This is a genomic window from Ruegeria sp. CDSC081 (assembly GCF_059610485.1).
The window spans coordinates 282,611-298,907 of sequence record NZ_JBXWNS010000006.1 but is presented as its reverse complement, the minus strand read 5'-3'; the positions used below and the strand labels follow the sequence as shown (position 1 = coordinate 298,907).

General features: G+C 58.6%; 14 protein-coding genes. 5 read left to right on the top strand and 9 right to left on the bottom strand.

What is annotated here, in order from left to right:
* Window positions 1-158: 158 nt before the first annotated feature.
* Entirely contained in the window at window positions 159-1,001 is an 843-nt protein-coding gene (locus tag AC2FH9_RS13435) for an IclR family transcriptional regulator (protein WP_496871862.1), read from the top strand.
* Here the strand turns inward: AC2FH9_RS13435 and AC2FH9_RS13430 are convergent.
* Window positions 966-1,709, bottom strand: coding sequence for a rhomboid family intramembrane serine protease (locus AC2FH9_RS13430; protein WP_496694740.1), 744 nt, complete (start codon window positions 1,707-1,709; stop codon window positions 966-968). The genes AC2FH9_RS13435 and AC2FH9_RS13430 overlap by 36 nt on opposite strands.
* Before the next feature lie 42 nt (window positions 1,710-1,751).
* Window positions 1,752-5,153, bottom strand: coding sequence for a bifunctional proline dehydrogenase/L-glutamate gamma-semialdehyde dehydrogenase PutA (gene putA / locus AC2FH9_RS13425; protein ID WP_496871860.1), 3,402 nt, complete (start codon window positions 5,151-5,153; stop codon window positions 1,752-1,754).
* Between the two features lie 108 nt (window positions 5,154-5,261).
* Between putA and AC2FH9_RS13420 the strand changes: the two genes are divergently transcribed.
* Window positions 5,262-5,744, top strand: coding sequence for an Lrp/AsnC family transcriptional regulator (locus tag AC2FH9_RS13420; protein WP_425595921.1), 483 nt, complete (start codon window positions 5,262-5,264; stop codon window positions 5,742-5,744).
* Between the two features lie 30 nt (window positions 5,745-5,774).
* Window positions 5,775-6,341 carry a tetratricopeptide repeat protein gene (locus AC2FH9_RS13415; RefSeq protein ID WP_271949329.1) on the top strand — a complete coding sequence of 189 codons (567 nt, stop codon included), beginning with the start codon at window positions 5,775-5,777 and terminating at the stop codon, window positions 6,339-6,341.
* Between the two features lie 47 nt (window positions 6,342-6,388).
* On the opposite strand, the gene AC2FH9_RS13410 is transcribed toward AC2FH9_RS13415, so the two are convergent.
* The 7 genes from AC2FH9_RS13410 to AC2FH9_RS13380 all read right to left on the bottom strand — a co-directional run bounded on the left by AC2FH9_RS13410 (window position 6,389) and on the right by AC2FH9_RS13380 (window position 14,500).
* A complete protein-coding gene (locus AC2FH9_RS13410) occupies window positions 6,389-8,278 on the bottom strand; it encodes a PhoX family protein (protein ID WP_496750267.1) in 1,890 nt (629 codons plus the stop codon).
* A gap of 206 nt (window positions 8,279-8,484) precedes the next feature.
* Complete coding sequence (locus AC2FH9_RS13405) at window positions 8,485-9,480, bottom strand: ABC transporter ATP-binding protein (RefSeq protein ID WP_496871856.1); 996 nt, start codon at window positions 9,478-9,480, stop codon at window positions 8,485-8,487.
* Window positions 9,477-10,511, bottom strand: coding sequence for a Gfo/Idh/MocA family protein (locus AC2FH9_RS13400; RefSeq protein ID WP_496871854.1), 1,035 nt, complete (start codon window positions 10,509-10,511; stop codon window positions 9,477-9,479). The genes AC2FH9_RS13405 and AC2FH9_RS13400 overlap by 4 nt, the downstream gene beginning before the upstream one ends.
* Window positions 10,508-11,347 (bottom strand): carbohydrate ABC transporter permease, encoded by an 840-nt coding sequence (locus AC2FH9_RS13395; protein WP_496871852.1) that lies wholly within the window; start codon window positions 11,345-11,347, stop codon window positions 10,508-10,510. The genes AC2FH9_RS13400 and AC2FH9_RS13395 overlap by 4 nt, the downstream gene beginning before the upstream one ends.
* A gap of 10 nt (window positions 11,348-11,357) precedes the next feature.
* Window positions 11,358-12,272 carry a carbohydrate ABC transporter permease gene (locus tag AC2FH9_RS13390; RefSeq protein ID WP_496871851.1) on the bottom strand — a complete coding sequence of 305 codons (915 nt, stop codon included), beginning with the start codon at window positions 12,270-12,272 and terminating at the stop codon, window positions 11,358-11,360.
* 65 nt (window positions 12,273-12,337) lie between these two features.
* Window positions 12,338-13,591 carry an ABC transporter substrate-binding protein gene (locus tag AC2FH9_RS13385; protein ID WP_142636676.1) on the bottom strand — a complete coding sequence of 418 codons (1,254 nt, stop codon included), beginning with the start codon at window positions 13,589-13,591 and terminating at the stop codon, window positions 12,338-12,340.
* A gap of 24 nt (window positions 13,592-13,615) precedes the next feature.
* A complete protein-coding gene (locus tag AC2FH9_RS13380) occupies window positions 13,616-14,500 on the bottom strand; it encodes an N-acetylmuramic acid 6-phosphate etherase (protein ID WP_496694745.1) in 885 nt (294 codons plus the stop codon).
* A 171-nt stretch (window positions 14,501-14,671) separates the two neighbouring features.
* Here AC2FH9_RS13380 and AC2FH9_RS13375 point away from each other — a divergent pair, with 171 nt between their 5' ends.
* Window positions 14,672-15,547 carry a glucosamine kinase nucleotide-binding domain-containing protein gene (locus tag AC2FH9_RS13375; RefSeq protein ID WP_496694746.1) on the top strand — a complete coding sequence of 292 codons (876 nt, stop codon included), beginning with the start codon at window positions 14,672-14,674 and terminating at the stop codon, window positions 15,545-15,547.
* Window positions 15,534-16,283, top strand: coding sequence for a GntR family transcriptional regulator (locus AC2FH9_RS13370; RefSeq protein ID WP_496694747.1), 750 nt, complete (start codon window positions 15,534-15,536; stop codon window positions 16,281-16,283). Before AC2FH9_RS13375 ends, AC2FH9_RS13370 begins: the two co-directional genes overlap by 14 nt.
* Window positions 16,284-16,297 lie beyond the last annotated feature (14 nt).

Below are 16,297 nucleotides of genomic sequence, written 5' to 3'. Positions count from 1 at the left end.
TGGGAAAAAGCTGCATTACGCAATTTTCTTGAAAAATATTTTCATTTATTGAAGATAAATATTAAGCTACTGATATATTAAACTTTTCCGTTTTTCATTTTTACGTACAAGAAATCCGGACGCGAGAAACTTTGGACAGCTGAAAGGAAATGCCTGGGATGGAAACGCAGAAAAGGCCACGCGGCAGACCAAAATCGCTGTTCAAGGAAAGCTCGGCCGGGACCATGCAATCGCTGGATCGGGCGCTGAGCGTTTTGACCACAGTGGCCCGTCTGGAACGCGCAGCACTCAGCGATTTGGCGCGCGAAGTTGATGTGCCCACGGCCACAACACATCGAATTCTGGTGACGCTGCAGAAGCACGGTTTCGTCGCCTTTGATGAAGAGCGTCAAGAATGGATGATCGGGATCGAGACCTATCGCACCGGAGCGTCCTTTCTACGCCGTAATGGTGTTATCGAAATCGGAAGGCCCATTTTACGCCGGCTGATGCAAGATAGCGGCGAGACGGCGAATCTAGCCGTTCCGGACGGGGCCGAAGTGGTGTTTGTGGGGCAGGTCGAAACGGCCAATCCGATCCGGGCCTTTTTTCCTCCGGGCGCGCGGACACCGATGTATGCCTCGGGCACCGGTAAGGCGATCTTGGCCGCGTTGAACGAGGCTGCATTGATCAAGGCGCTGGGCACGTTGGACACAAAGGTCTTCACGCCTCAAACACTGGTGCCCGGCGATGCACTACAAAGCGATCTGGATCAGACCCGGGCCCGCGGGTGGTCGCATGATCGGGAGGAACGATACGAGGGGATGTCATGCATCGGTGCGGCCATCTTCAACGACCGGGGGGAACCCTGTGCGGGCATTTCCGTATCTGGCCCTACCGCCCGGTTCAGCACTGAACGCGCGCCGGAATTGGGCGGATTGGTACAAGCCGCCGCGCAAGAGGTTACCTTGCTCAGCGGTGGGCGCTTACCGGCGCGGGATGCGGGGGATGCGGGATTGTGACAGCTTGTATTTGTGCTCTGGATGGGGCGGATGCCCATGGGTGCGGTTCCAATAGTCACTCGCACCGCGCCGCAACCAAAGGGGTATGCACAAGAGCAAACCAACAAGGAAGCCCCCGGTATGGGCCCAATAGGCGACGCCGCCCTCGTCGGGGTTGCTTGACAGGCTCCCAATGAACTGCATACCCAGCCACACGCCTAGCATGACAAACGCCGGGATCGAGAAGACACGAAAATAGATCACCAGAACAAGCAGGATGTCCACGCGCGCTTTGGGGAACATCAACAAATAGCCACCCATGACGCCAGCTATTGCGCCAGACGCACCAATCGTAGGGACCAGAGATTGTGGCGCTGTGACGACGTGGATCAGACCGGCCCCGATACCGGCGGCAAGATAGAACAGCAGAAAGGGCAGGTGGCCCATCTCGTCTTCGAGGTTGTCGCCGAAGATCCACAGGAACAGCATGTTTCCTGCCAGATGCATCCAGCCGCCATGCAGGAACATCGAGGTCACGAGGGTCTCAAGCGTATAGCCGTCCGTAATCCGGGCGGGCACCACCGCAAAGTCGGTATACAGCTGGGTGATCAGCCGCTGGTTCTCCATGCTTCCCGCATAGCTGAGGAAAATCAGGATATTTGCAGCCATCAACAGATAGATGACATACGGTGTGCGTCCCGAAGGGTTATGGTCACGAATTGGAAACATGGTGCGACGCTGGGCGGTTGGCTGCCCAGCGTCAAGGCCTGTTTAGGCCGCACCCCCCAGCAATGCGGCATTCCCACCCGCAGCAGTGGTGTCGACACAGACATGTCGTTCTCCCAGAACGCGGGTGCGATCTGGCAGGCCGGGGATCAGAGGGATGATTGGGCCTGCACGCCGGGACAGATGACGCTCGATTTCCTGACCGGTTGCGTCGTCGCCCCACCACAATACGCCCGAGAATCCAGTCAGGTTTTCAAGCCGGTGCAGGTCTAACGCGCCGATAGCAGTGATAGCCCGCCCGCCCAGTGCTTTGACCGCGTTGGCCTGCGCTTGTGCGGCTTCAACTCCGGGGCCCATACACAATAGCGGTGCGCGTGAGAATTCACTCAGGCGGTTCGATTCACCCGTCGGACCGGGCAGCAACCGGGCTTTGATCTCAGCAGATTTTCCTTCTGGCAATGGTAGATCGGTTATATCGGTGGACCATTGCTCGGGACTGACCTTCCGGTCCGGGGCGCAGAAACGGGTCAGGTAGTTCGGCCCGCCCGCCTTTGGGCCGGTCCCCGACAGGCCCTCGCCGCCAAAGGGTTGCGATCCAACTATGGCGCCGATCTGGTTGCGATTGACGTAGATGTTTCCGGCATGAACAGCTTCGGTGATGTGCTGAACGCGGTCGTCGATCCGTGTGTGCAGGCCAAAGGTCAGCCCGTATCCTGTGGCGTTGATATCGGCGATGATCTGATCCAACTCCGAGGAATTGAACCGCACTACATGCAGGACGGGGCCAAACACCTCGCGCTCCAACTCGGCAATGCCGGGGATTTCGATAAGGGTTGGGGCGATGAACGTGCCGTCGCCAGGGACGGACATCTCTTTCAGGACACGCCCTTCGGACCGTGCCAATGCGATGTGATCAGCGATTCCAAGGCGGGCATCTTCGTCGATCACGGGGCCGCAATCGGTTGAAATCAGCCAGGGATCGCCAACCAGCAGCGCGTCCATGGCCCCTGTCAGCATGGTCAGAAGATCATCGGCAATGTCTTCTTGGACATAAAGACAGCGCAACGCCGAGCACCTTTGTCCCGCTGATTGGAATGCGCTTTCGATGATCGACTGAACCGCCTGTTCGGGCAGGGCGGTGCTGTCCACGATCATCGCATTCAAGCCACCGGTTTCCGCGATCAGAGGCGTTCCCGGTCGCAAGTTTCCGGCCATGGCCGCACGGATTTTCAGGGCGGTCCCGGTCGAGCCGGTAAAGGCCACTCCCGACACCCTCGGGTCCGAGGTCAGGGCTGCGCCCACCGATGGACCGCCCGGCAGCAACTGTAGCGCCCTGCGTGGCACTCCGGCCTCGTGCAGCAATTCAACGGCGCGATGCGCGATCAATGGTGTCTGCGGTGCGGGCTTTGCCAATACCGCATTCCCAGTGGCCAAAGCGGCGGATATTTGACCGGTGAAAATGGCCAGCGGAAAGTTCCACGGGCTGATGCAGGTGAACACACCCGCTGGTTCTGCGTCGGGTATATTCGCCGCATAATAGCGCAGGAAATCTACCGCCTCGCGCAGTTCGGCGACTGCATCGGGCAGGGACTTACCAGCCTCACGGGTCAGCAGGGCGAAAAGCTCACCGAAATGGGTCTCGTAAAGGTCGGCGGCGGCGTTCAGAACCTGCGAGCGTTGATCTGCCACTACCTGCCAGGGGGTGGCTGCAGTCAAAGCAAGCTCGACATCTTGTGCGCTGGCCGGGGCAACAGCACCGGGGCGATCCCGCGACTGTGCGGGGTTGACGATGGGCTGATCGTCATCGGGCCGCGCATCGCCGGACAACAACGGGCGCGCATACCAGTGATGCGTCCGAAACGCGTCCCGCGCGGCGTTGACCCGGTCCAAAGTGGGAATGTGCCGTAGGTCAAACCCCTGCGAATTGGGCCGCTCGGGTTGAAACAGCTCGGGTCCGGTTGGAATGGGGAGCGCCGGTTCGAGGAGAGTGAGAAACGGATCGGCTGCAACCTCCTCCGGGGGAACAGTATCATCCACGATTTGGTTCACGAATGAAGAGTTCGCACCATTCTCAAGCAGTCGCCGCACCAGGTAGGCCAGCAAGTCACGATGGGCCCCGACAGGCGCGTATATGCGGCAGCGTGTGTTGTTTGCGTCCTTAACCAGATGGTGCAGGGTTTCCCCCATGCCGTGCAGGCGCTGGAATTCGAAAGGCTGATCAGTGGCCATCTGAAGAATGGCGCTGACCGTATGGGCGTTATGGGTGGCGAACTGCGGGTAAATCCGGTCGGTCATACCCAGCAATTTTCGCGCATTGGCGATATAGGAGACATCGGTCACGGCCTTGCTGGTAAACACCGGAAAACCCTCGACGCCTTCTACCTGAGCGCGCTTGATCTCGGTATCCCAATAGGCGCCTTTGACCAGCCGCACCATCAGTTTGCGGTCATAACGCTCGGCCATTCCATAGAGCGCGTCCAGTGCGATTCCAGCACGCGGACCATAGGCCTGAACCACAATTCCGAACCCGTCCCATCCTGCGAGTGCAGGCTCGGCCATCACCGCTTCGATGACCTGCAGGGACAGCGACAGGCGGTCGGCCTCTTCGGCGTCGATATTCAGGCCCATGCCAGCGGCTTTGGCCAAAAGGCACAGGGCGCGCAGGCGGGGGACAAGCTCGGCCATCACACGCTGTTCCTGGGCCAGCTCATACCGGGGGTGCAGCGCCGACAGCTTGACCGAGATGCCCGGATTGGCCCGAATGTCATCATGGGTGCAGGCCTCTGCAATGGCGGTGATGGCACGGGAATAAGACAAATGATATCGGGCCGCGTCGGCCTCGGTCCGTGCGGCTTCACCCAGCATATCGTAGGAATAGGTATAGCCCTTGGCCTCCATCCCGCTGGCACGTTCCATGGCCGACTGGATGGTCTCGCCCAGCACGAACTGACGGCCCATTTCCTTCATTGCGCGCCCGACGGCCGTGCGGATAACCGGTTCACCCAGTCTTTTGATCGCACCTCGCAGGGCACTGACAGGCGAGGGCTTGCCGTCGTCGAGAACTTTACCGGTCAGCATCAGCGCCCAGGTCGAGGCATTCACCAGCGGCGAGGAGGATTGCCCAAGATGCTTGCCCCAGTCGGACGGCGCGATCTTGTCTTCGATCAGTGCGTCGATCGTGTCGGCATCCGGAACGCGCAGCAGCGCTTCGGCCAGACACATCAGCGCCACACCCTCGTCGGTGGACAGGCCATATTCGGCCAGAAAGACCTCCATCATGCCGGGCGACGTGCTGGATCGGATATCACGCACCAGCTGGGCGGCCGCCGAACAGATTTGGGCGCGATCAGTTTCAGACAGCGCGGCATGATCGATAAGATTGTCGAGAACGGCGGTTTGATCAGCGTAGGTTTGGCTGTCGATATGGGTGCTCAGGCTGTGTGACATGAATCCTCCAGGCTTTTGTTGAATATAATGTCGATTTCTCAGGACGATTGCCGTATTTTTTAATTCATCTGGTCGGATAGACTGTATTTAGGGGATAATGCCGTGCAAATGAACTTTCCGGATTTGGATCGGTTTGATCGAGCGATCTTGGCGATTCTCTCAGAGGATGGGCGCATATCAGTTGCCGACCTTGCGCGGCGGATCGGGCTGTCGAAATCCCCAACCCAGGCGCGTCTAAAGCGACTTGAGGCTAGCGGGGTGATCACCGGGTATCGCGCCCTACTGGACCCGATCCGACTGGGGCTGGACCATGTGGCTTTTGTCGAGGTGCGCCTGACCGACACGAGAGAGAAGGCACTGGCCGAGTTTAACGCCGCAGTCCGCAAGGTGCCCGAAATCGAGCAAGCCCATATGATCGCGTCGAATTTCGACTATCTGCTGAAAATCCGCACTGGTTCAATGTCGGAATACCGCGCCGTTTTGGCTGAGAAGATATCCTCGCTTCCGCATGTGGCGAATACCTCGACCTTTGTGGCGATGGAGGCAGTTAAGGAAACCGTTGTTTCAGGCGCTTTGGACAGGGTGGGTTGACGAATTGCGCAAGCGCGTCACCATACGCGTATGAAGCGTTTTGTGTTCCCTCTGCTAGTGTTGGCGGCCCCTCCGGGTGTCGCCTGGTCTGAAGAATGCCCGTCCTCGCCGGATCATACCGAAAGCATCTCGGCCGTAATCGCGCAAATTCAGGATGTTGGAAACGAGGCCGAAGCCCAGACATTTTCCAATCAATTATGGGAGTTCTGGACCGATGCGCCCGACGCTGTTGCGCAGGCCGTGCTGGACCGGGGTATGACCCGCCGCAGTGGCTGGGACCTTCGGGGCGCCATCGAGGAGTTTGACAAGCTCATCGAATACTGCCCGCACTATGCCGAGGGGTACAATCAGCGCGCCTTTGCATATTATCTTAGCCAGGATTTCGCATCTGCGTTGCCGGATCTGGACAAGGCGATCGAGCTGTCTCCGAACCATGTCGCGGCGATCAGCGGGCGCGCCCTAACGCTGCTTGGCTTGCATCGGATTGATGAAGCCCGTGCGGCACTGTCACATGCTTTGGAGCTTAACCCCTGGCTGTCCGAGCGCCACCTGATGGCTCCGGGCGGACCGTTGGAGCCGCCGGGTAAGGATATCTGAGGAATAGACCTCCCCGACCCATAGGACCGGGGACAATCTGGAACAGCTTAACCGACCAGCCCGTTGTCGGTGCGCTTGATCGTGATCACCGACGAGCGCGGTGTGCCTCCATCCGGCCATTCGCTGCCGGGATGCTGAATGCCGACAAACATGGTGCGCAGATCGCTGGACCAAGCCAGCCCCGTGACCTCACATCCTTTCGGACCGGTCATGAAACGGGCGATTTCGCCAGTGACCGGATCGCCGACCAGCATCTGGTTGTTGCCGTGGCCTGCAAAGTCTTCTTCGTTGTCGTCATTGCCGTCGGTCTGGATCCAGACCAGACCAGTCGAGTCAATGGTCATTCCGTCGGGTGAGTTGAACAGGTTGCCCTCGTTCACATTGGCCGACCCGGCGCGGGCGTCAGAGTGCACCGTCGGATTTCCCGCCATGACATAGAGATCCCAGACGAACGCGTCGGCTGCGTGATCGTCATCGGCGGGTTTCCAGCGGACAATCTGGCCGTATTTATTGGCTTCACGCGGGTTGGGGCCGTTGGTCGACGTATCATCACCCCCGGCATTTGGTTTCACGCCGCGGTTCTTGTTGTTGGTCAGGCAGCAATAGGCTTCGACCGCTACCGGGCTGGACGCGACCCATTCAGGGCGATCCATGGTCGTGCCACCCGCCTTGGACGCCGCCATTCGGGTGAAGATCGCAATATCCGCCGCATCCATGCCGGTTGCATCCGGCGTCAGCGGCAGCCAGGTGCCTGTCATGTCGTCATTGAATTTCGCCACGTAAAGCGTGCCGTCGTTCAACAGGCTCTGGGTTTCGCCGCCGGGCTGATAGGTTCCGTTCGAGACGAATTTGTACAGATACTCGCCCCGCTCATCATCGCCCATATAGACAACCACGCGGCCATCAGCGGCCAGAGTCACCTCGGCATTCTCATGCTTGAAGCGACCCAGACCAGTGTGTTTGACCGGGGTGCTGTCCGGTTTGGTCGGGTCGATTTCGACGATCCAGCCCACCCGGTGCGGCTCATTGGGGTTTTTGGAGGTATCGAACCGTGGGTCGAACAGCTCGTAGCCGTTCCAGCTTTCGGCTTTGACACCATAGCGCTTGAAGCCGTCCGCGACCTTCTGATCGTAGCTGGCGTTTTCGTCGCTGGAGCCGAAATAGCCGTTAAAGTTCTCTTCACAGGTCAGATAGGTGCCCCAGGGCGTCTTGCCTGCACCGCAGTTGTTCATAGTGCCCAGCGAGGTTGTGCCGGTCGGGTCGGCCTCGGTCTTCAGCAGGTCGTGGCCAGCGGCGGGGCCGACGATAGCCATCGGCGTGTTGTGGTGAATGCGCCTGTTGAACGGGCTGTCCTTGACCACCGACCAACCTTCGGGGCCTTCGGTGATTTCCATCACGGTCACGCCTTGCAGGTTCTGCAGTTTGCGCACGTCGTCAGCACTGGCCGGAACACCTTCCCGCGCGGCTGGCAGGTTGATTTTACCGTTCGGATATTCGTGATTGATCGCAATCAGCTCATGACCCTGGAAGGTAAAGGTCTCCATGCCGTCGGTATTCTCGCCAAAGATGCGGTCCGAGTTCTCAACCGGGCCGCCCTCGGCGAGGTCATAGCCATCGGCATCCGAAAACAGTGGATCACCCCAGCGCATCAGGATCTGCCAGTCGTACCCTTCGGGCACATGGACGGTGCCGTCGGTCTGTGCGGCGATTGGTGTGAAGGCAAAGCGGGATGCAGCCTGTGCCTGCGCCGAGGTCGAGCCAAGCAGGCCGGTTCCCAACGCAGCCGCGCCAGAGCCGAAAGCCACGACGCCGGACAGAAATCCACGGCGGGAAATGGCGCTTTCGACGACACGGTCAAAGTCGTTTTCTTCGGGGCGGGGGAAATGCAGCTCGTCCCAGTCGTCGGCGGAAAGTGTGGTAGGGTCAACGTCTTTCATGGATTGCTCCTGGCTGTCTGTGAAAAGTCGATGAAACGGATTTAGGGGGCATTTGTGACAGGGTAATAACAGCACCATTAACAATGATGCCGGGATACTCAGGAAACAGATAAACTTTGGATGCGTTAGGATACGCCGATGTGATCAGCCCGTCAAAACGGGCTGATCACATCTTGTTTTTATTGGCTTTTTGACAGGAAAAGCGGTCAGGTAAGGCGCTGACCGTCCGCATTGAACCGATAGGCCTTGCCCGGAGAATAGGCGAAACGCAATTCCTGCCCTTCGGATATCGCATGCTGGCCAAACAGCCGGGCGGTTATGGTGTGTTCGTTGATCTGCGCGATGACATTTGTGTCTCCGCCCAGCTTCTCAACATGGCTGACGCGTGCAGTGAGCGGGCCGTCATCTGCAAGGAACAGATCCTCGGGCCGAATGCCGATCGTGTTCCGACCGCTTTCGTTGAGCAATCCTTGAGGCAGAAAATTCATTGACGGCGAGCCGAGGAACCCTGCCACAAACTGGTTGGCGGGATTGTTATACAGTTCCATCGGGCTACCGATCTGTTCTACCCGGCCGTCACGCAGAACGACGATCTTGTCGGCCAATGTCATGGCCTCGGTCTGATCATGGGTGACATAGATCATCGACGCATCCAGCGCTCGGTGCAGGTTGGCGATCTCGATTCGCGTATTCATGCGAAGCGCGGCATCCAGATTGGACAGAGGCTCATCAAACAGGAACAGTTTGGGTTCGCGCACGATGGCGCGGCCAATGGCAACCCGCTGACGCTGACCGCCCGACAATTCCGAGGGGAAGCGATCCAAATAGGGCTCGAGGTTCAGCATCCGGCTGGCTTTGGCCACGCGGCCTTCGATTTCCGATTTGGGCTGCTTTTCCTGCTTCAGCGCCAGGGTCATGTTGCCGCGCACGCTGAGATGCGGGTAAAGCGCATAGCTTTGGAAGACCATCGCGATGCCGCGCTTGGATGGCGGCACCAGATTGACCTGCTGCCCGCCAATGTTGATCTCACCGGACGATGCATCCTCGAGCCCCGCAATCACCCGCAACAGGGTGGATTTGCCACAGCCCGAAGGGCCGACAAAGACGACAAACTCGCCGTCTTCGACTTCAAGCGTGATGTCTTTTAGGACATGCACATTGCCGAAGGATTTATTGATTTTGTTCAGCGTCAGGGCGGTCATGTCGCTTGCTCCTCAAAGGAAACGGGCTGGCCAGTGCGGATGCTTTCATCTGCGGCCAGGCAAATGGCAAGGGATTGGACAGCGTCATTCATATGACGCGTCAGGTCTATGTCTTCGGCGATGGCGCGCAGCATAAAGCCCTGCTCGGCATCGCAGAGTTCCTGGTGACCGGGTTCACCGGGCATGTCGATTGTGTGGTCGCCTTGCGGTGTGTGGACTAGCAGACCGCCAACCTTTGTGTGGCCGTCAATATCCGCCGAGGCGCCCTTGTTCCCGTCGGTGATCGAGACCGAACCGTTGGGCGACACTATATCTTTCACGAAGAATGCGGTTTCCGACATCATCGGGCCCCAGCCGGCCTCATACCAGCCGACCGAGCCGTCATTGAAAACCACCTGAAACTGCCCGTAATTGTACATGTCGGGCGCGATCTCATCGGATAGGCGCAGACCCATTCCGTGGACACGGACGGGCCGGGCATCGGTGATCTGGCACATCACATCGACATAGTGAACGCCGCAATCCACGATGGGCGAGGTGGTCTGCATCAACGCTTTATGCGTCTCCCATTCCGCGCCGCTGGATTGCTGGTTCAGGTTCAGGCGGAATACATAAGGCCCACCCAGGTTGCGGGCCTCGGCAATCAGCCGCACCCACGAGGGGTGGTGGCGCAGGATGTAGCCAACAACCAATTTGCGGTTCAGTCGGGTGGCGGTTTCGACCACGCGCCGCGCATCAGCGACATTGGTGGCCAGCGGTTTCTCTACAAAGACATGCGCCCCGGCTTCCATCGCCGCACAGGCATAATCCGCATGGCTGTCGGAATAGGTGGCGATCACGACCAGATCCGGGTTTGTTTCGGCCTGCGCGGTTTCGAAATCCGAATAGGCAGGATAATCCGCCAGATCGGGGTGATCCACGCGCCCGGATCGGTTCACCAGCCCGGCAATTTGCACGTCCGGGTGATGGTGATGCGCCAGCGCGTGGCTGAACCCCATATTGCCAAGACCTGCGATCAGAACACGTGTCATTTGACAGCCCCTGACGTGATGCCGCGGATCAGCTGGCGTGAGAATATGACATAGAGAACCAGGACCGGCAGGATTGCCATCGACAAGGCTGACAGGACCGCGTTCCAGTCGGTGACAAATTGACCGATAAAGACCTGGCTACCCAGCGTCAGGGTCTTGGTCTCTTCTGCGGGGGCCAGGATCAGCGGGAACCAAAGGTCGTTCCAGATCGGGATCATGTTGAATACGGCCACCGTCGCCATGGCGGGCCGCACCAGTGGCAGCACCAGCCGGAAGAAGATCGTATATTCCGACAGCCCATCAATGCGCCCGGCATTCTTAAGATCATCACTGACCTGTCGCATGAATTCGGACAGGATGAACACAGCCAGCGGCAAACCCTGTGCCGTATAGACCAGGATCAGCGCCCAAAGTGAGTTCACCAACCCGGTCGCCACCATCATCTCAAGGATTGCGACAGTGCCGATGCGGATCGGAATCATGATCCCCAGTGCCAGATACAGGCCCATCAGCAGGTTGCCTTTGAACTGGTATTCGGACAGCGCATAGGCCGCCATGGCACCGAACAGCAGGATAAAGAACAACGACGCCACGGTGACGATCATCGAGTTCTGAAAGTAGAGGAAGAAATCCCCCTGCTTCATCACCGTCTCATAGCCGATCAGCGAAAAACTGTCTGCGTTGGGCAGGGACAGCGGTTCGCGAAAGATCGACCGGCGGGTTTTGAAGCTGTTGATCAGGATCACAAAGACCGGGAACAGCGCGATCAGCGTGTACAGGATCAACCCGGCATGCATTGCTGCGGTGTTGAGGGGGTTTTGGCGTGCTTTGTTCATCACTTGGCCCTCACAGTTGATACCGGCGCATCCGGGTCTGGATGCCGAACAGATAGATGCAGACGCCCACCAGGATGATTGCGAACATGGCCCCGGCGATGGCGGAACCCATATGCGGGTCGCCCAGTTGCAGCTGGAAGCCAAAGAAGGTGCGATACATGAAGGTGCCCAGAATATCGGTTGAGAAATCGGGACCGGCCAGCGCGCCTTGTGAGGCATAGATCAGGTCGAACGCGTTGAAGTTGCCCACGAAGGTCAGGATCGAGATGATCCCGATCGAGGGCAGGATCAGCGGCAGTTTGATCTTCCAGAAAGCCGAGGCCCCGGTGATGCCGTCGATCTCTCCAGCCTCAAGGATTTCTTCGGGGATGGTCAGCAGGGCGGCATAGATCAGCATCATCGGGATGCCCACGAACTGCCAGACCGAGATCAGCGCCAGCGTGGTCAGTGCGTATTCCTCTTTTCCCAGCCACGGCGCAAAGAGGGACTTCAGCCCAACAGCATCCAGCATCGAAGGCGCAATGCCCCAGATCGGCGACAGGATCAGTTTCCAGGCAAAGCCCACGATTACAAAGCTGAGGATCGTAGGAATAAAGATCGCCGAGCGATACAGGGCAGCAAACCGTAGACGGGGTTGGCTGAGAAGGGCGGCCAGCGCGATGCCGATCGGGTTCTGAACCAACATATGGATCAGGAAGAACCAAAAATTATTACCCAGAGCATTCCAGAACTGATCCGACCAGTTGGGATCGAAAAACAGCGTCCGGAAATTCTGCAATCCGACAAACACGCGAGCCTGATCAACCTCTGTATACAGTGCAAGGCGCAGTGTGTTGAACAGCGGGAAAATCATCACAGCGGTATAGACGAGTACGGCAGGTGCCAGAAATACAACGATATGCCAGCGGATGCGGGGGCGGGTCATGGGATTGCTTTCAAAGGGGTGTCGGAGTTACCCGGGCGGTCGGCACCGCCCGGGTATGGATCAGCTTACTGATGCGGAGCGTACCAGGAGGCCAGGCCTTCCTGCAGTTCGGCACCCAGTTCCTCGGGGGATTTTGCGCCTTTGATGGCGGCAACCGAAGCGCCCCAGGTATCGTTTTCTAGGTTCGGTGTGCCACGCGACAGGATTTGATAGGTCGAGCGGATGGTCGATTCACACTCTTCGCGCCAGCCTACGATTTCCTTGGCCAGCGGGTCCTGCAGCTCGACCGGAGTGTTCGAGAGCGGGAAGAAGCCAGGCAGGGCGTTGCCGAAGATTTCGGCGAATTCCGGGCTTGCGACCCAGGCCAGGAACGTCTCGGCAGCTTCGGGATTCGCGGTGGCCGCATTCATACCAATGCCAATGTCGGTGTGGTCCGAGATATAGCAGGTATCGCCCGCATTCTGGACTGGCGGCTTAAAGGCGCCCATTTCGAAATCGGCCTGCGCATTGAAGCCCGAAATTTCCCAGGATCCCGCAGGGTAGACGGCTGCGCGACCCAGGGTAAAGATGTTCTGGCTGTCGGGATAGGTCTGCGCCTCATATCCGTCACCCAGATAAGCGCCCCAACGGGCCAGGGTGGCATAGGGGGCGGTCCAGGCTTCATCGGTCAGCTTTTGCTCGCCTGCGATCAGCGCCTGGCGGCCCTCTTCGCCTTTCCAATAGTTCGGGCCGATGTTGTTATAGCCCATAGTGGCGGCTTCCCACTGGTCGTTGGTGCCCATCGCCATCGGGATATACGTGCCGTCTTCCTTGATCTTGTCGAGGGCGGCAAAGAACTCGTCCTCGGTTGTGGGAACTTCGATGCCCAGTTCGGCAAACGCGTCCTTGTTGTAGATGAACCCGTGGATCACCGATGCCATGGGAACGCAGAAGCTGGCCGAGCCGTCATCCGTCTGCCAGGCCGATTTGGCCACATCCGAGAAGTTGCCCATCGCTTCGACACCCGACAGGTCGCTCAGGTGGCCGGCCTCATAGAGGGCCAGTGATGCATCGAAAGGACGGCAGGTGATCAGATCGCCAGCCGAGCCCGCATCCAGTTTCGAGTTCAGGACAGCGTTGTATTCTGCCGGGGCCGAGGGTGTGAATTGCACTTTGATGCCGGGGTGTTTGGCCTCAAACGCAGGGATGATCTGGTCCTGCCATAGCGTCAGGTCGTCATTTCGCCAGCTTTCGATGGTCAGGGTCACATCTTCCGCATAGGCAGCCGACGCCATCAGCGTCGTGCCCAGCAGAGCAAGTTTCAAGCTATTCTTGGTCATCCATATTCTCCCGATTGATGGTTATTATTCTATGGCCAGTGCGGCCGTTAGGATTCCGTCTGATGTTCGTAGGCGTTCGGTGGCTTCGGATGCCGAAACACCTTTTGCGGCGACAAGCACGGCGGGCTTCACATCACCGCGCGTTGCTTCCAGTGCGCGCTTTGCAGCGCCTGTGTCCACCTCGGCAATGCGGGTGACGATTCCGGCCGCGCGGGCGCGCAGTTTGTCATTGTCCGCGCGCAGGTTGACCATCATGCCGCCATGTACGTGGCCAAGGTCCAGCGCCATCAGCGACGACAGCATATTCAAGGCGATCTTTTGTGCCGTTCCCGCGCCCATCCGAGTTGATCCAGAGATCAGTTCGGGCGGTGTGGCAAGCAGGATCGGGATGTTGGCCTGTATCAGCAGGGGGCTGTTGGCGTTATTGGCGATGCCGATCAAGGTCGCGCCGTTTGCGCGGGCGATGCCTGCCGCTGTCATCGTGTAAGGTGTGGATCCGCTGGCGGATACGGCAATTACCGTATCGCGGGCTGTTAACGCGTTCAGCGCCTCACGCAGGTCTCCGTCGGCATCTTCGGAGTCGCCAGGCATCTCAACACCCGTCGGAAGGCCGCCAGCCATGTGAATCCGCAACTGGTCTGGCGTGATTGAGAAGGTTCCGCCCAGCTCTTGCGCGTCAGCTGCAGCCATCAGTCCGGAGGATCCCGCCGCAACATAGTGCAACATGCCGCCCGAACGCAGAGTCACAGCCATCGCTGCAGCACCCGAGGCGATGGCCTCTAGGGCCGGGCGCACTGCTGCCGCCGCTGCGATCTGACCCTCGGCCAGCAGCAAGGCTGACCCCGTCAGGTCATCGCGACAAAGGCTGGCGGCATTATGATGCAGTTGTTCGGTCGACGGCAGCGTCAAGAGAATCCCCTCCCAGGTTTCCTGATTACAATACCTATTTAATACCACCTGTCCAACATTTTATTTTCAGTGAAGGTTTTGTGCGGTTTTTATAGGAAAAATTGCAATATTTGCGAGCTATGCCAAAATCTAGGCTTTTCTAAATCAAATAGGTATTGTATTGGTATTGTCATGATTGAGTCCCTGCATAATGCTGTATTGGCCGTTGATGGCGGTGGAACGCGCTGTCGTGTGGCCTGTGAAGTTGCTGGAATCGCTCACAGTGTTGAAGTTGGCGCTGCAAACGTCTCGACTGATTTTCAGGCTGGCGTTTCACAGATAAAGCTGGGGTTAGACCGGCTGTCTGGCAAGCTTGGCATCGGGGTTGAGGGCTTGTTGGCAAGTCCTGCCTTTGTTGGTTTGGCTGGGGTCACGGATCAGGCGATCGCAACTCGTTTGAGGGATGCGCTTGGTCTAAAGCACGCCCGGATAGAGGATGATCGTCCCGCAGCCTTGCGCGGGGCGCTGGGTGCGCAGGACGGGCTGATTGCCCATTGTGGTACAGGCTCATTTCTGGCCAGACAAACTGGTAGAGACATGCGCTTTGCCGGTGGCTGGGGCTCGGTCTTGGGGGATGAAGCCTCGGCCCAGTGGGTTGGAAGGATGGCATTGTCCTTGGCATTGCGTGCGTTTGATGGAACGCAGGCCCGTTCGGACCTTTTGACCACTTTGCTGTCCGAGCATGACGGACCTGCCGGGATCGTTCGCTTTGCGGGGGCTGCAGACCCTGCGCAGTTTGGTGCGATTGCACCAAAAGTGACCATGGCTGCCCAAGATGACGACGTGGTTGCGCAACAAATCATGCGGGCAGGTGCTGCCTATCTGGCGGATACTGCCACGCATTTGGGGTGGAGCCCGGGAACCGCGCTGTGCCTGACGGGCGGTATTGGTGGTCAATACGCGTCGTATCTGCCCGAAAACATGCAATCCGACCTGCGCGCGCCGTTAGGAGAACCGCTCGACGGGGCGCTCGCCTTGGCAAAGGAGGTCGAACATGAGCATTGCTGATTTTCTGCGTTCGGATTCCTGGCTGACCGCTGATAATGGGCCGAGATATGTCCAACTGCGGCGAAGGCTGCAGGAGGGCATTGATACGGGTGTTCTGCCCCCCAAATCGTCGCTTCCGTCCGAGAGAGAACTTGTCGAGATCACGGACCTTTCGCGCGTCACCGTGCGAAAGGCGATTCAAGAGCTTGTCCAGGAGGGCGTGATCGAACAGCGTCAGGGCTCGGGCTCGTTCATCCGCGAGCGCATGCCACGGGTCGAACAATCGCTGACACATCTGACTTCGTTCACCGAAGACATGTCCAGCCGTGGAATGAAAACCGCGTCGAAATGGCTGGAGCGGGGGGTCTTTGCGCCGACCCAAGAAGAGATTTCCGCCTTGAGCTTGTCCGAGGGTGAGCAAATCTCTCGTATCTACCGATTGCGCGAAGCCGATGGCCGTCCACTGGCGCTGGAAAAAGCGGCGCTACCTTTGGATATCCTGCCGAACCCGATCGAGGTGACCACCTCTCTGTACGAGGTCTTGGATCGGTTGGGCCGCCGTCCTGTTCGGGCGGTTCAGAAGATCTCGGCCCTGAATTTGGCCGCGCGTGAGGCTGAACTGCTTGATGTTCCCGAGGGAGCCGCCGGGCTGAATATTGAACGTGTTTCTTTTCTCAGAAACGGACGCGTCGCCGAACTGACACGCTCGCTTTATCGCGGCGATGCGTATGATTTTGTCGCTGAATTGCGGTTGTAACCTGAAAGGACGGA

Excerpts from the sequence above, each read along its gene's own strand:
- AC2FH9_RS13435 (WP_496871862.1), top strand. The coding sequence starts at position 159 with ATGGAAACGCAGAAAAGGCCACGCGGCAGACCAAAATCGCTGTTCAAG.
- AC2FH9_RS13430 (WP_496694740.1), bottom strand. The coding sequence starts at position 1,709 with ATGTTTCCAATTCGTGACCATAACCCTTCGGGACGCACACCGTATGTC.
- putA (WP_496871860.1), bottom strand. The coding sequence starts at position 5,153 with ATGTCACACAGCCTGAGCACCCATATCGACAGCCAAACCTACGCTGAT.
- AC2FH9_RS13420 (WP_425595921.1), top strand. The coding sequence starts at position 5,262 with ATGAACTTTCCGGATTTGGATCGGTTTGATCGAGCGATCTTGGCGATT.
- AC2FH9_RS13415 (WP_271949329.1), top strand. The coding sequence starts at position 5,775 with ATGAAGCGTTTTGTGTTCCCTCTGCTAGTGTTGGCGGCCCCTCCGGGT.
- AC2FH9_RS13410 (WP_496750267.1), bottom strand. The coding sequence starts at position 8,278 with ATGAAAGACGTTGACCCTACCACACTTTCCGCCGACGACTGGGACGAG.
- AC2FH9_RS13405 (WP_496871856.1), bottom strand. The coding sequence starts at position 9,480 with ATGACCGCCCTGACGCTGAACAAAATCAATAAATCCTTCGGCAATGTG.
- AC2FH9_RS13400 (WP_496871854.1), bottom strand. The coding sequence starts at position 10,511 with ATGACACGTGTTCTGATCGCAGGTCTTGGCAATATGGGGTTCAGCCAC.
- AC2FH9_RS13395 (WP_496871852.1), bottom strand. The coding sequence starts at position 11,347 with ATGAACAAAGCACGCCAAAACCCCCTCAACACCGCAGCAATGCATGCC.
- AC2FH9_RS13390 (WP_496871851.1), bottom strand. The coding sequence starts at position 12,272 with ATGACCCGCCCCCGCATCCGCTGGCATATCGTTGTATTTCTGGCACCT.
- AC2FH9_RS13385 (WP_142636676.1), bottom strand. The coding sequence starts at position 13,591 with ATGACCAAGAATAGCTTGAAACTTGCTCTGCTGGGCACGACGCTGATG.
- AC2FH9_RS13375 (WP_496694746.1), top strand. The coding sequence starts at position 14,672 with ATGATTGAGTCCCTGCATAATGCTGTATTGGCCGTTGATGGCGGTGGA.
- AC2FH9_RS13370 (WP_496694747.1), top strand. The coding sequence starts at position 15,534 with ATGAGCATTGCTGATTTTCTGCGTTCGGATTCCTGGCTGACCGCTGAT.